The organism is Psychrobacter sp. Ps7, assembly GCF_022129225.1.
In the GTDB taxonomy this organism is placed as follows: domain Bacteria; phylum Pseudomonadota; class Gammaproteobacteria; order Pseudomonadales; family Moraxellaceae; genus Psychrobacter; species Psychrobacter immobilis_A.
In genome coordinates this window covers 14,395-29,775 of the sequence record NZ_JADQAH010000018.1, presented here as the reverse complement: position 1 = coordinate 29,775, position 15,381 = coordinate 14,395, and the positions used below count along the sequence as shown (strand labels likewise).

The following is a 15,381-nucleotide window of genomic DNA, read 5'->3' as shown; positions in this document are numbered from 1 at the left end:
ACAGAGCGTCAGATATTCAAAATTAATCAAATGCACGGTTATTACATGCGTAGTCAATCAGTCTGGATTGCTAGGCATGGTGTGATAACAAGTGACACACAAGATAGCGACATTGCGTTATTGATGATTAGGTAACGGGTATACAGGGCTGTATGTCATTGCCAAGGGCGACCGTTTACTATCTTTTAATATGTTAATGATCTATTGAAACATCATTCAAGGACTGGGAGTGCCAGAGCTTTTACCTTAGTCGCAAAGTATGATGTCTATGAGCGTCACACCATTTATTAATTCGGATATACGAATATTAATTATTAGCCCGTTCTGCTTACGGTCTTCAGTTTATGATCTGCATTGGATGCATAAATTGCCCGTTCACCTAAAAGGACTAGCCATGTCAATGATTTCCTCGCAAACCCACCTGGCCACGCCAGATGACTTTTCTGATAACTGTGGTTTTGGTTTGATCGCTCATATTGAGGGACAAGCCAGCCATGATTTGGTAAAAACTGCTATTCATAGTCTAAGCTGTATGACCCATCGCGGCGGTGTTGCTGCTGATGGTAGAACGGGTGATGGTTGTGGTCTACTACTGGCGACGCCTGTTGAGTTTTTTAGAGGTATTGCTGCTGAGCAAGGGTTCGCGATTACTGACAACTTTGCCGTTGGTATGATCTTTGTCAATTTAGATGAGACAAAAGCTCGTGATAGCCAGCAAGTGCTTAGCGATGAGATTGTCGCCCAAGGATTAGAGGTTGCTGGCTGGCGTGATGTGCCGCTTGACTTGAGCATCGTCGGTGACATTGGCCGTGAGACTTTACCTGATTTTAAGCAAGTGTTTGTCAACGCACCCGATGATTTGGCAGCGGATGACTTTAACCGTAAACTGTTTGTCGCACGCAAAAAAGCAGAGCAGCGCTTGGCTGATGATGAGCTGTTTTATGTGTGCTCATTGAGCTGTCAGACGATTATCTATAAAGGTTTGGTGATGCCATCAGACTTGCCAGCATTTTTCTTGGATTTACAAGATGCGCGTTTGGCATCGCATATCGTGGTATTTCATCAACGTTTCTCCACCAATACCTTACCGCGTTGGCCCTTGGCGCAGCCGTTTCGTTATCTTGCCCACAATGGCGAGTTGAACACCATCACAGGCAATCGCAACTGGTCTGAGGCACGGACACCAAAACTAAAATCAGACAAACTGCCCAATTTGAATGAGTTGACGCCACTAGTGAACAGTACGGGCTCTGACTCATCAAGCTTAGATAATATGCTTGAAGTCCTCATGTCAGGTGGTATGAATCTATTCCATGCAATGTCGATTCTCGTGCCACCTGCTTGGCAGAATGTCGATAGCATGGATATGGATTTGCGCGCCTTTTATGAGTTCTATTCGCAGCACATGGAAGCGTGGGATGGTCCAGCAGGTTTGGTGATTCAAGATGGACGCTATGCGGTCTGTATGCTTGATCGTAATGGTCTACGCCCATCGCGCTGGGTGACGACCAAGAACGGCTATATCACCGTTGCCTCTGAAGTTGGTGTGTGGGATTACTCGCCAAAAGATGTATTGGCAAAAGGACGCGTTGGCCCTGGTCAAATGCTCGTTATTGATACTTTAACGGGTCAAATTTTAGATACTAAAGCGATTGCGACGTTACTGAAAAAAGCCCATCCGTACCGTAAATGGCTGCGTGAAGAAGCAACCCGTATCCGTGATGATGAGCGTTTAGAAGAAGAGTTAGCAGCGCAAACATGCCGTGGTAATGAGCTAAAAACACTGCAAAAAATGTATCACATCACCAATGAAGAGCGTACTGAAATTATCCGCCCCAACGCCGAAAATGGTCAAGAACCTGTCGGTTCAATGGGTGATGATACGCCTATGGCAGTGCTGTCGCAGCAAATCCGCCATGTCGGTGACTTTTTCCGCCAGCAGTTCGCACAGGTGACCAATCCACCGATTGATCCATTGCGTGAATCTATCGTGATGTCATTGCAGACCTGCCTCGGTGCTGAAACTAACGTGTTTGCGCCATCAGCGCGAGATGCACACCGTATTATCTTATCGTCGCCTGTACTGTCAGCCAGCAAGATGCAGCAGCTCGAGACCTTGGGCGATCCAGCCTTTAAAATGGCGCGTATTGATTTAAACTATGATCGCATCCTTGAGCTATCAGAAGCCATCACGGCTATCTGCGAGCAAGTGGCTAACAGCATCCGAGCTGGTCACACTTTGATTGTGTTGTCTGATAAAGACATCGATGCTGATAAAGTACCAGCCAACGCCATCATGGTAACGGGTGCGGTGCATCATTATTTGATTGGTCAAGGTATTCGTACTGATGCTAATTTAATCATTGAGACTGGTTTGGCGCGCGACTCGCATCAAGTGGCAGTTTTGATTGGTTTTGGTGCGACCTGTATTTATCCTTACTTGGCTTATGATGTTATTGATGACTTAGTAGCGACTGGTGAGCTGCTTGGTGATCCGATTCAAGCGCGGGTTAATTTCCGTAAAGGCTTGGATAAAGGCTTGCTAAAAATCTTATCAAAAATGGGCATCTCGACCATTGTCTCTTATCGCGGTGCGCAGTTATTTGAAGCAGTGGGTCTCTCTGAAGAGGTGGTGAGCCTGTGTTTTAAAGGCGTACAGAGTCGTATTAAAGGTGCGACCTTTGCTGACTTAGCTGCTGATCAAGCACAGCTAGCGGCGAATGCTTTTAAGCGCCGCGCGCCACTCGATCAAGGTGGCTTGCTGAAGTTTGTCTTCAACAAAGAATATCATGCCTTTAACCCAGACGTGATTAATAGCCTGCATACCGCGGTTCGTACGGGTGATTATGATAATTATCGTCATTATGCTGATTTGGTTAATAGCCGTCCTGTGGCGACCTTGCGTGATTTATTGCAATTAAAAACAGATAACTCTATCGATGTGAATGACGTAGAGGATATCTCATCCATTCTGACGCGCTTTGACTCGGCGGGCATGTCATTGGGGGCATTGTCACCCGAAGCCCATGAAGCGATTGCCATGGCGATGAATACCATCGGTGGACGTTCAAACTCTGGTGAGGGCGGCGAAGATCCAGTACGTTATGGCACGCTGCGCAACTCAAAGATCAAACAAATTGCCTCGGGTCGTTTTGGCGTCACCCCAGCGTATTTGCGTTCAGCAGAAGTGATGCAAATCAAGGTTGCACAGGGTGCCAAGCCGGGTGAGGGAGGTCAGCTGCCGGGTGGTAAGGTCAATGCTCTGATTGCGCGCTTACGTTATTCTGTACCGGGTGTGACGTTGATTTCACCGCCACCGCATCATGATATCTATTCTATCGAAGATTTAGCACAGCTCATTTTTGACTTAAAACAAGTCAATCCAGATGCCTTGGTATCGGTGAAACTGGTCTCACGTCCGGGCGTTGGTACTATCGCGACTGGCGTGGCAAAAGCCTATGCCGATTTAATCACCATTTCAGGCTATGATGGTGGCACAGCAGCCTCTCCGCTATCGTCTATCCATCATGCAGGCTCACCATGGGAGCTAGGACTGGCTGAGACCCACCAATCACTACGAGTAAATGGCTTGCGTCATAAAGTTCGTATTCAAACTGATGGTGGTCTAAAGACAGGACTTGATGTGGTAAAAGCCGCTATCCTTGGGGCAGAAAGCTTTGGCTTTGGTACCACGCCGATGATAGCCGTTGGTTGTAAATACCTACGCATTTGCCATCTTAATAATTGCCCGACTGGGGTTGCGACGCAAAAAGCCAAGCTACGTGACGAGCATTTCATTGGTGAAGCAGAGATGCTCATTAACTTCTTTAAATTTGTAGCAACTGAAACGCGCGAATGGCTTGCCGCCCTTGGTGTGCGTAGTATGGAAGAGTTGGTCGGACGGACTGACTTGCTTGAAGTATTAGAAGGTAACACGGATAAGCAGCGTCATTTGGATTTAACGCCATTATTATTTAGCCATCCGGCCAGTAGTGGTAAAGCCCAAACCTGTCAGGTTGAGCGTAATGAGCCATTTGATAAAGGCTTACTCGCTGAACAGATGATTAGTGATATGCTGCTCAATATTCGTCAAGGTAATGGCGGCGATTATAGCTATTATGTCGGTAACTGTGATCGCTCTATCGGCGCGCGTATCTCTGGTGAAATTGCGCAAGTATGGGGCAACCTTGGCATGAGTGATATGCCAATTAAACTGCATCTGACTGGTACTGCTGGGCAAAGTTTAGGCGTCTGGAATGCAGGTGGTCTAAATATTGAGCTAGAAGGCGATGCCAATGATTATGTCGGCAAAGGCATGGCTGGCGGTGAGATTGTTATTTATCCACCAAAAGACTCAAGCTTTACGGCGCAAGAGACCGCCATCATTGGTAATACCTGCTTATATGGCGCAACGGGCGGCAAACTATATGCAGCTGGTACTGCTGGCGAGCGCTTTGGGGTGCGTAACTCTGGCGCGCACGCAGTCATCGAAGGCACAGGCGATCATTGCTGTGAATATATGACAGGTGGTATTGTCACTATTCTTGGGCGTACGGGTCTCAACTTTGGGGCAGGTATGACAGGTGGTTTTGCTTATGTGCTCGATATGGAAGGGGACTTCTTTGACCGTTGTAACCATGAGCTGATCGATCTGAATCGTATCTCAAGTGAGCAAACCGAAGAGCATCGTATTCATTTGCAGCAAGTGATTGAAGCGCATGTTAATAAAACAGGCAGCGCGTGGGGTCAGACGATATTGGCTGACTTTGAGCACTATGTTCGTAAGTTTTATTTGGTGAAGCCTAAAGCGGCAAACATTGCGAGCCTTCTCAAGACCACCATGGCTGACCCACAGTAGCTTTGCTTGGATTATCCAATGTTCCGCTTTTAAAAACCTTTTAACTCAGAGGTTTTCAGCAGGTAAGTGACGGTCACGATATAAAGCTCTTAATTTTGCGATAAATGAGACATCGTTGACTGTCACCGCCCACTTTAAAAAAGCTTGATATAAAAAGCCTCATATTAAAGAGACAATACCATGGCAAAACGCTTAGAAAATAGTTTTCAGTTTTTAGATGTACCACGGCTTGAGCCGACCAAAAAAGACATCGCCACGCGCTCAACGGAATTTGTTGAAATTTATAAACCGTTCGAGAGTGAAGCCGTTGCGCAGCAATCGCACCGCTGTCTGGAGTGTGGTAACCCTTATTGTGAATGGAAGTGCCCTGTACATAACTACATTCCTAACTGGCTCAAATTGGCCACCGAAGGGCAGATATTTCAAGCGGCTGAATTGTGTCACCGCACCAATACGTTGCCTGAGGTCTGCGGTCGCGTCTGTCCACAAGATCGCTTATGTGAAGGCGCTTGTACCTTAAATGATGGCTTTGGCGCTGTGACCATTGGTAATGTCGAAAAGTACATCAACGATACCGCCTTTGCACTTGGCTGGCGTCCGGATATGTCTGATGTGGTTTGGACAGATAAAAAAGTCGCGATCATCGGTGCAGGGCCAGCAGGTTTGGGCTGTGCGGATATACTCGTTAGAAATGGCGTAAAACCAGTTGTGTTTGATAAGCGTCCTGAAATTGGTGGTTTACTGACCTTTGGTATTCCAGAGTTTAAAATGGAAAAGGACGTCATGCGTAACCGCCGTGTCATCTTTGAAGGCATGGGCATGGAATTTCGTCTTGAGACAGAAATCGGTACTGATATTAGTATTGATGAACTGTTAAGCGAGTACGATGCGGTATTTATGGGCATGGGTACTTACACTTATATGCGTGGCGGCTTTGCTGGTGAAGAGCTTTCCGGTGTTCATGATGCGCTAGATTACCTAATTGCCAACGTCAATCGTTGCAACGATTGGGAAAAAAATCCTGAAGAATATATCGACTTTAAGGGTAAAAGAGTGGTGGTGCTAGGTGGTGGTGATACTGCGATGGATTGTAACCGTACCAGTATTCGCCAAGGCGCTGAGCAAGTAGTTTGTGCCTATCGCCGTGACGAAGAGAACATGCCAGGTTCGCGCCGCGAAGTGGTCAATGCTCGCGAGGAAGGCGTTGAGTTTCTATTCAATCGTCAACCGACAGAAATCATTGGCTTGAATGGTAAAGTGAATGGCGTGAAAGTCGTCACGACTCACTTGGGTGCGCCAGACAACCGTGGTCGTCAGCGTCCTGAGCCGATTCCTAATTCAGAAGAAATTATCCCATGTGATGCTGTGATTATGGCTTTTGGCTTCCGTCCTAGCCCTGCTGACTGGTTTGAGTCTCAGCAAGTGGCAATGGACAGCTCTGGGCGCGTGCTGGCAGCGGAAAAGCAAACCTTTAAATTCCAAACCAAAAACCCCAAGATATTTGCTGGTGGTGATATGGTACGTGGTTCTGATTTGGTCGTGACCGCGATTTGGGAAGGTCGTGAAGCTGCTGAAGGTATTTTGGACTTCTTAGAGGTATAATGGGTTTGGTTTACATCCAATTATTGACCACTCTATTTCGATCTCAAACGTCTTTTGCCTTTTAACAGGTAAGAGACGTTTTTTTTGATATCAGCAGTACATGATGGTTCGATATTACTTTTCATTGACTATATATTCTTCAATTAATAAGAGTACCTGTGCGTGAAACCAAAAATTTGGCAACGATTTACTGCACCATTCATTGAACCTTATGCGCGCTATCAGCACGCTGATATCTTGCACGCCATACGTATCGGTGCAGCCATTGTACTTGCGCTGTTAGCCAATCAAATAAGCCATTTTCCACACGGAGAATGGACGACGATCACTGTCTTTATTATTTTAGGATTGCTACAGTATCAAGGCGCTATTTATACCAAAGCCAAAGAGCGAGTACTAGGCACGGTTTTGGGTATTGTCGTGGCATTTGCAATCTTATGGTTCAATAAAGGGACGGGTGCTTGGTTAGGGATAGAGTACCTGCTTATTGGTATCGTCAGTGGGATTATTGGTTATTTTTCGGTCAGGCGGCTAGGGTATACTGGATTACTCACTGGCATTACTATGCTGATGATCGTCTCTAACTTGAATCAAGTTAATATGGCGCAAGATGGTGTCTATCGCGCACTCAATATCTTAATCGGTACAGGTATTGCGGTCATGGTGACAGTGATCTTACCTCTAAAGTCGACGTTGATGTGGCGATTCTTATTGGCAAATAATTTAGAAGCCTGTAGTACTCTTTATGCTGGTGTCGGACATCATATCGATGCTGAAATAGTGGCTCCCAAGTCGCTTGTCTATACTAGAGCAAAAAGCTCAGCTAGCCTGTCTTATCCTCAAAGTAGCGCTATTGCAGATATGCCTGTCAATAAAGCGTTGATAAAATCGCTGCAGCAAATAAACAAGCGACTACTTGCAGTACGTCCACATATCGCTGCAACAGCAAGCGAGTCCGGCATTCATAAAGAGACGATAGAAACGATTCAGCGTACCCATCGCAATATCATCGGTACCATCGATTTATTGCTCAGTGCAGCACCGCGTTTAGCGAATATCGATATCGACGATGATAATCATACGCTACTGATTCACTATCAACACGAGCTCACCCAAGCCATGCAGCATATCGCGGCAGTACTACGCAGTCCAAGCGATCAGACTTTTCGACCTATTACGCGTATTGCGCTATCAGAATATCCTAGCGTACAGTATGCAACGTTTGAGTGGCAAGGATATTTTTGGTTGACGCAAACGTTGCAAGCACAACTGCAACAGTTAAGTGATCTGCTACAAACGACCAAACCGCAGTGGTATGCTGCTTCTGGTCTGCGCTATCAAAGGCGTGAGCAGCGTAGAATGAAAGAGCAGGGGGGCGAGTCCGATTTACACTTGTAAATATAGGAGATGCTGGCAAGTATTTGTCAGCACCTTTCAGCATTACCAATAGCCAAATGCGATGTTGTTAGGGTGTTTTTTTGTCGTTATGTGCTAGCATGTTTTGACCTTCAGCGTCTTTTATCTTTTAATAGGTAAAAGGCGTTATTTTTTGGTCATGACTTTATCAGCGCTTTATCAGTGGTTAAGCCAGTAGCTACAATTTAACCGATTTTTTCTTTCTTCACTTATAAGAGATACCCTGCGTGAAACCGACTTTTTGGCAACGATTTACCGCCCCGTTTGTAGAGCCTTACGCCCGTTATCAGCATGCAGACGTTTTGCATGCCATACGTTTGGGTCTGGCTGTACTTATTGCGCTCTTGTTAAATGAGTTTACGCACTTGCCGCATGGTGAGTGGACGACTATTACTGTGTTTGTGTTTGTGTTTGTGTTTGTGATTTTGGGTTTGTTACAATATCAAGGGGCGATTTATACCAAGGCTAAAGAGCGGATATTGGGTACTTTGCTTGGGGTGGTGGTTGGGCTTAGCTTCTTATGGCTGATTAAAGATATCGGTGGCTGGCTGTGGTTGTATTATGGGCTGATTGGCATTATCAGTGGCATTATTGGTTATGTAGCGGTCAAGCAATTGGGTTATATCGGTCTGCTGACAGGTATTACCATGCTGATGATTGTATCGAGTCCTGACCACAGCAATATTACTCAAGATGGCTTATATCGCGCGTTCAATATTTTGCTTGGTGCAGGAGTAGCGGTGGCCGCTACGTTAATTTTACCGCTGAAGTCGACGTTGATGTGGCGGTTTTTATTGGCCAGTAATCTTGAAACCTGCAGCAATTTGTATGCAGGGGTTGGCAATCATATTGATGCGGATGTCTTAGTGCCCAAGCCGTTTAAATATAGTAAGGCGACCAGTTCGGCCAGTATTATTTATCCATCGAACAGCTCTATACCAGATACACCCGTCAATAAGTCTTTGGTGAAAGCATTACAGAAGATTAATAAGCGTTTGCTTGCCGTGCGCCCGCATATCGCCGCCACAGCGAGCGAATCTGGGATTGAAAAAGAAACGCTAGAGACTATTCAGCGTACCCATCGTAATATTATTGGTACCATTGATTTGCTGTTAAGTGCCGCACCGCGTTTGGCTAATATTGAGATTGATGATGAAAACCATATTTTGCTTATTCATTATCAGCACGAATTGACGCAAGCGATGCAGCATATGGCGGCGGTATTACGTAGTCCAAATGATGAAGTATTTCGACCGATTACGCGTATCGCGGTATCAGAATATCCAAGTGTAGAAAACTTAGGCTTTGAGTGGCAAGGCTATTTTTGGCTCACCCAAACGCTGCAAGTACAGTTGCAGCGACTTAGTGATTTATTGCAAACGACTAAGCCGCAATGGTTTGCCGCCTCCGGTCTGCGCTATCAACGCCGCGAGCAGCGCCGTATCGAGCATAAAGGTAGTGAAACCGATTTGCACTTATAAATTAGTCAATCCTATATAAATCAGATACGGTGTCAGGCTCGCTTAGTCTACTATTTGTAGTACTTTTGCTCGCCTTCCTTGTATCCAAATTGTATTGAACCGACTATAAAAGTTAAATAACAGCCAAATAAAGAATAAATAAAAAACGCTGACGTTATTAAGTCAACGTTTTCTTGCGGTAACAGCTGTTAAAAAAAGTTATTAAAACGAGCTATAAAAAAACAGCTATCAACAAACAGTGATTAACGACCAGTTTTTAGCTTATCCCAATACTGCTGATAGACTTGCAATGCTTCATCGCCCACATCTTCTTGGAATTCCGCTTTTGCCAGTACGTCTTTGCTCGGATAGATGGTTGGATTGTTTCTCACCTCTTCTGGCATCATCTCACGCGCAGCCATATTAGGCGAGGCATAACCAATCTCTTCGCTGACGATTTTAGAGTTCTCAGGACGCAGTAAGTAATCAATAAACTTGTGGGCTGCATCGACTTGTTTGGCGTTTTTCGGAATGACAAAGTTATCCATCCACAAGATAGCGCCTTCAGTTGGATATTTATAAACCAAGCTGGTCAAGCCTTCGTTATTGGCGATGATAGCTTCACCATTCCAACTCATACCAACCGTGGTTTCGCCTTCCATATAAGGCATGCGCGAGGCATCCGAGTTAAAGGTCTTCACATTTGGCATCAAGGTCGTGAGCTTCTCATAAGCGGCTTTGATTTCGTCAGGATTTTTACTATTACCTGAATGCCCAAGGGTCAATAGCGCCATGCCAAACACTTCGCGCATATCGTTCATCAGCATCACTTGCCCTTTATACTCAGGACGCCATAAATCGTTCCAGCTATTTACGGTTGCAGGATCGACCTTGTCACCATTAATGGCAAGACCGGTGCTGCCCCACATATAAGGAATCGAATATTTGTTCTCTGGATCAACCTTGGTATTGGTAAAAGACGTATCAAGATTCTTAAAGTTGCTTAATTTAGATTTATCGAGCTCTTGCAGCAAGCCTTCTTTGGCCATTTTTTCGACATAATAGGTCGATGGGATGGCTAAGTCATATTGGCTAGAGTCATCGAGCAATTTAAGCTTGGCGTACATAGCTTCGTTAGAATCAAAGGTGGTGTAATTGACCCGAATGCCTGTCTCTTCAGTAAAGCCGTCAAGGATTTCTTGCGGCATATACTCTGACCAGTTATACAGATTGAGCGTTTCAGCACTCGCCGCTGTACCATCAGCCGCCGTATTATCTGACTTACTACAGCTAGCAAGTGCTAGCCCAACAGCTACGGCTAATAGTGCTTTTGGTAGTATACGAGCGCGACGAGCAATGTTGTGGGGCGATGATAAATGAGTCAAAATATCTCTCCTAAATAAGAATGATGCAAATGAGTAAAAAGTTAAATGATAGATAATGGAAGCTAAGGGCTAAATACTAAGTGCTGAATATAAAGTATCGAGCCAGTTGTGAAACTATTATGGCTATGATTGTTAAGAATTTAAAGGGCAAGAAAGAAGTTCGTTCTTCATAATATTGTTAAAAGTGGCGCTGATGAATGGCTGAAGAATGTATAAAATTAGAAATATGAGATTTACTGCTGAATTTGAGTAAGATAATAAGCGTAAATAATCATGCTATGATGAGAGCTGCTTTACCCTTAAGCCATGAGTTTACAACGTGGTTTTTATAAGATGCAAAGAGTACCGATAAAATAAAAATAATCGAATGTTAATTAAATGGTTCGAATTAAAAGAGGCAAAAGATGAATAATCGTAAACGCGCTGGACTGATTACTGCTGTGCTTGGCATAATTGCCTTTATGACCATGTTTAACGCTGGCTCGCCGACACCTATCGTTAATTGGCCGGTTGAAACGTACATGGGTTTGGCATTTACGATTGGCTGGTTGAGTAATGTGCCGGTTTGGTTGGCTTATATGCTGGCAGCGGTGGTGCTTATTTTGATTGTTGTCGGATTTTATAAAATCGGTAGTTGGGTTTATAGTTTAATGACGAAGCGTGGTTAGATTTTGCTAGGACGTGTCCTTATTTTAAAAGTGAGAACACGTCCTAGATAAATAGCAATTTGCAAAGTCTGATTATTAAGACGCAATATGAAACTGCTCAAGCACCGACTGAATACCGCGCTCCTCAATCGTACCCGTAACAAAGTCTGCACGCGCAATCAATTCTTGCTTTGCATCGCCCATTGCCACCGCATAGCCGACCAAGTCAAACATCTCTAAATCATTCATCCCATCACCAAACGCCATACACTCACTGGCATCCACCCCATAATATTGACAGACGTCTTTAATGCCTCGCGCCTTGGATGCCTCTATCGGTAAGATATCTGCGCCGATATGATGCCAATGGACGAGCTTTAAATCGTACTGGGCAAAATCGACGTCCTGCATTTTCTCTTGTTGATTGTTAAAAAATACTGAGCATTGATAGACGGTATTCCCTTTATGATATTCAGGGTCAACGATAGAGTTTGGCGTGATGGCATTAAACTCGCGCAAGCGCTCATTTTCACCTGACCAAGCGAGATGGGTGGCAGAGTCAAACTTATGAATCAACTCGCTCTGTTGGCACAGACGCACGATTGTATCCGTTTGCTCAGCGGACAACGGATAGTGGCTAATTCGACCCTTTTTATCAAAACTATACTGTCCATTCATACAAATAATCGCATCTAAGACATCAGCTTCGAGCAAGGCTAAAATATCTGCTGGCAATATGGCTTTGGAGCGTCCCGTTGAAATCACCAGCTTAATATCAGTACCTGCAAGCTGCTCAAGGGTCGCTTTGTTGTGTTCGGCAATGATGCCATTGCGGCTCAAGGTATCATCGATGTCAAAAAAGATGATCTTGGGTGTCGGAGTGTTGATAGTCATACTTTCTTTGGCGATTTTGTCTTCGATAAACATGATGATCCTATTGTTTTTTAGTCGTTTCAATACCAATGATTTAGATACTACTACAACACACCCAAAGAGATAAATACCTATAGAGTAACCTGCGATGATGCAAATTTGGCTACTGCTGCGGTATTCGCTTTGCTGGCATTGCGATTGATTTGCGCTTATTCGAAGGGTTAACAAAAACCCTAAACGATATAATTAACTTAATAGTGGCTATTTATTATAAGGTTAAGATTAACGATCAATATCAGTTAATAAAATGATGAACGGTTTTTATCAGTGTATCCGCTACCTGAAGGAGCTAGTATGAAAATTTTTACCTTAAAATCAGTCACCACTTTGACGGCTTTGGCAACATTGGCACTATCTTCCAATGCCTTTGCAATGGATGTTAAGTTTAACGATGCTGCTTGGAATGGCAAAAAAATACCTGAAGGGCAGCAGTGTCTAAACTATGATGGCAAAAATCCAGCCACGCCGAGCATGACGGTCTCAAACATACCGATGGGCGCGGAGAGCTTGGTTTTCGTTTACAGCGATGTGAGCAATAAACGTATGCAACATGGTGGACATGGCATTGTAGAGTTTAACCTACCAGAAGGTGCTACGAGTGCTGAGATTCCACGTGTGTTTGGGCATACTTATGAAGTGCCAGTTGGGATTGAGATGGTCGCGGAATATCGTAGCCGTGCAGGGGAAGCGGGAGGGGCATATAAACCACCTTGTTCAGGTGGCAAAAACCATCTGTATACGGTAGATGTGCAGGCATGGCAAGGCGATAGTGTGCTTGCTGAGACAACGGTTGAGATGGGTCGGTATTGATGCCTTAGTCGTTTTAATGAGCATAAAAAATCCGTCTATACCGTGTGTATAGACGGATTTTTAGTAAGAGTAAGTGATGTTTGCAACGACTGAGACATGAGTAAGCGTGGGTCAGTCGTATGTTAGGGTTGAGACCGTGCTATAGGAAAATATAGATTAGGCTTGTTAATTATTAGACTAATGATATCGCAGTCATTGTGCCAAGTTTTATAGTACAATTGTACTCCGAGAAATGTCAGCATCCTATTTCATTAAAATTCCAATGGTTATTTCTAGAAATACAATGATGCTAGATGACAAAAAACCACTAAGAAAAAAAATTTTATTGATTATACTTTATCTTAAATTAGATCAGGTTTTTATAAATAAGGTTTCTCATGACTATAGCGACAAGCCATACTCCAGAAAGCAAAAAAATAAATGGCGAGCATATTCTTATCAACATGATATATATCGCCAAAAATGTCGACCTAGATTCAGGAATCGAGCTAACTCGCGCACTTGAGTATTGGCGAAGGTATTTTGAAGAAAACAATATAGCTTCAGCTTTAGTCATTAGTGAAGGTTATTTCGTTCAAAGTTTTCAAGGAACAAGGCCCGCTATCAATATTGCCTTAGAAAAAATACTTGACGAGCATTCAACCATTTTTCCCAATATTGTTAATATAGAGGAAATAGAGTCGCGTCAATGGAATGGGTTTTTAGTGAAACATCTAACATCAAGCGCTGAAGACGAAGAATATGCCCTAAAAAGCTTCTCAGCAGGTTCTGACTATAATCCCTATCTAATGACAAGTGCTCAGATTAAAAGCTTTTTGAAAGCGATTTTTAAAGATGCTGAATCCAATAAGCCTTAGATGAGTTCTCTATTATAACTAGCGTAAAAAATCCGTCTATATTGATAGATTTTTTAGTTGATATGATTATGGTTCTTCATGATAAAGTTTATTGAAAATCCGTTATTATACATATAGTTATTTATTTCTACAGATATCTTATAAAGCTCATGAGTGATTTCAAAATTTTGGACGCTTAAAACTTTAAAAATAATTATGTCCTGTATTTTCTCGTTTGTAGCATTAAAATATAGGTGTGATATCAGCATACAAAACTTATCAATATCTTCCTGTTGGGTGGAAATATCGGTAATGCTGAGTTTTAAGCTTAAGCGAGTAACATAATTTTCAGTTCCAGAAATATAATAAAAAATATTGTTCAGAAAACTACTTAATTCGTAGCTATTAGAGCTTGCGAACCATTCTTCAATGTCTATAGGTTTATAAAAGCTACATTGTATTTCTTTGTCTTTTAAGAAATTAAGAGCTAGATAGGGTGACCAACCTTGTTGCAATGATACTGCTGGAGGATTAGCTTCAAGCTTATTATGCTTTTCAATTAAGCTAATGGCTTCATGAATTCCTTGTAAGGTTATAATATTTTTTGAAGCAACAAGTATTCTGAGTTTGTTTAAATTATTTATTTTAATGTTTACTCTTTTTATTATTGTTATTTTAATATTTTTGGCTCCATTTGAGTGTTTCAGACACTGACTATAATAAGCAAAAAATTCTTCGTATGACTTGACTATGAATAACAACAATATTGAAGGTAGAGAAAGTATTGTCAAGTTGATTGGAGTGATTAGGTTTAGGAAGTTTAAACGATTTAAAAAAAATTCAGGATTATTTATAAATTTAAAAAATGTAATAGTGGAGAGTAGAACGACTATTATAAAGATACACATATTGATAGTTTTATGTGCTTTCACCTCGTTTACTTCCGTACGTCTTTCAGAGAATACAGATAATATTACTAAAAAAGTGGTAATAAACACCAAGAAAATTTCAATTGATAAACTAAAAACGTATAGGTTTATAAAAAACTCAAGAAATATTAGAAGTTTGAGGTTTGTCAGAATAGTGCTTTTTAATAATAATTTATAATTCTGGCTACTAAAAGACTTCCCAATAAATGATAGACCTGTAAATATTATCCATAGGAATGTATTTTTGACTTGAGAAAAATCCCAAAGATTGAGGAACTTGAGAAAATAAACACTACATAAAGTACTGAGTAGTAAAATAAGAAATATTGTTATTAATTTCTTATTAAGTACCGATTTAATTAAAGCTTTAAGGGCCAAAAATATACCAGTACTTTTCCTGTAACTTTGAACTATCATAAAGAGAGATATTGCTAGCACCCAAAAAAATGAAGCAATATCTCTGTTATTAATACCTTTTAATATAGTTTCAATCACATATTCAACT

General features: G+C 42.6%; 10 protein-coding genes. 7 read left to right on the top strand and 3 right to left on the bottom strand.

Translation table 11 applies throughout. From position 1 onward, the window contains the following. The first annotated feature begins 394 nt into the window (after window positions 1-394). The 4 genes from gltB (at window position 395) to I3257_RS07900 (ending at window position 9,357) form a co-directional block, all read left to right on the top strand. The gene (gene gltB / locus I3257_RS07915) at window positions 395-4,858 is read left to right on the top strand and encodes a glutamate synthase large subunit (protein WP_238049347.1); all 4,464 of its coding nucleotides are present in this window, start codon (window positions 395-397) and stop codon (window positions 4,856-4,858) included. A gap of 180 nt (window positions 4,859-5,038) precedes the next feature. Further along, on the top strand, window positions 5,039-6,460 hold the full coding sequence (locus tag I3257_RS07910; protein ID WP_201602883.1) for a glutamate synthase subunit beta: 1,422 nt from the start codon (window positions 5,039-5,041) through the stop codon (window positions 6,458-6,460). 162 nt (window positions 6,461-6,622) lie between these two features. Then, on the top strand, window positions 6,623-7,858 hold the full coding sequence (locus tag I3257_RS07905) for an FUSC family protein (RefSeq protein ID WP_238049346.1): 1,236 nt from the start codon (window positions 6,623-6,625) through the stop codon (window positions 7,856-7,858). A gap of 245 nt (window positions 7,859-8,103) precedes the next feature. Further along, a complete protein-coding gene (locus I3257_RS07900) occupies window positions 8,104-9,357 on the top strand; it encodes an FUSC family protein (protein ID WP_238049345.1) in 1,254 nt (417 codons plus the stop codon). Window positions 9,358-9,599: 242 nt separating this feature from the next. Here the strand turns inward: I3257_RS07900 and I3257_RS07895 are convergent, their stop codons facing one another. Then, window positions 9,600-10,721, bottom strand: a complete 1,122-nt coding sequence (locus I3257_RS07895) for an extracellular solute-binding protein (RefSeq protein ID WP_087814762.1) — start codon at window positions 10,719-10,721, stop codon at window positions 9,600-9,602. Between the two features lie 404 nt (window positions 10,722-11,125). Between I3257_RS07895 and I3257_RS07890 the strand changes: the two genes are divergently transcribed. Beyond that, a complete protein-coding gene (locus I3257_RS07890) occupies window positions 11,126-11,389 on the top strand; it encodes a hypothetical protein (protein WP_055124820.1) in 264 nt (87 codons plus the stop codon). Between the two features lie 75 nt (window positions 11,390-11,464). Here the strand turns inward: I3257_RS07890 and I3257_RS07885 are convergent, their stop codons facing one another. Beyond that, a complete protein-coding gene (locus I3257_RS07885; protein ID WP_238049344.1) occupies window positions 11,465-12,295 on the bottom strand; it encodes an HAD family hydrolase in 831 nt (276 codons plus the stop codon). A 300-nt stretch (window positions 12,296-12,595) separates the two neighbouring features. Here I3257_RS07885 and I3257_RS07880 point away from each other — a divergent pair, with 300 nt between their 5' ends. Then, on the top strand, window positions 12,596-13,111 hold the full coding sequence (locus I3257_RS07880; RefSeq protein ID WP_055124819.1) for a hypothetical protein: 516 nt from the start codon (window positions 12,596-12,598) through the stop codon (window positions 13,109-13,111). 377 nt (window positions 13,112-13,488) lie between these two features. After that, window positions 13,489-13,968 (top strand): BLUF domain-containing protein, encoded by a 480-nt coding sequence (locus I3257_RS07875; protein WP_238049343.1) that lies wholly within the window; start codon window positions 13,489-13,491, stop codon window positions 13,966-13,968. A gap of 53 nt (window positions 13,969-14,021) precedes the next feature. Here the strand turns inward: I3257_RS07875 and I3257_RS07870 are convergent, their stop codons facing one another. Next, window positions 14,022-15,371, bottom strand: a complete 1,350-nt coding sequence (locus tag I3257_RS07870; RefSeq protein ID WP_238049342.1) for a hypothetical protein — start codon at window positions 15,369-15,371, stop codon at window positions 14,022-14,024. Between the last annotated feature and the right edge of the window lie 10 nt (window positions 15,372-15,381).

Excerpts from the sequence above, each read along its gene's own strand:
- I3257_RS07910 (WP_201602883.1), top strand. The coding sequence starts at position 5,039 with ATGGCAAAACGCTTAGAAAATAGTTTTCAGTTTTTAGATGTACCACGG.
- I3257_RS07885 (WP_238049344.1), bottom strand. The coding sequence starts at position 12,295 with ATGTTTATCGAAGACAAAATCGCCAAAGAAAGTATGACTATCAACACT.
- I3257_RS07890 (WP_055124820.1), top strand. The coding sequence starts at position 11,126 with ATGAATAATCGTAAACGCGCTGGACTGATTACTGCTGTGCTTGGCATA.
- I3257_RS07875 (WP_238049343.1), top strand. The coding sequence starts at position 13,489 with ATGACTATAGCGACAAGCCATACTCCAGAAAGCAAAAAAATAAATGGC.
- gltB (WP_238049347.1), top strand. The coding sequence starts at position 395 with ATGTCAATGATTTCCTCGCAAACCCACCTGGCCACGCCAGATGACTTT.
- I3257_RS07880 (WP_055124819.1), top strand. The coding sequence starts at position 12,596 with ATGAAAATTTTTACCTTAAAATCAGTCACCACTTTGACGGCTTTGGCA.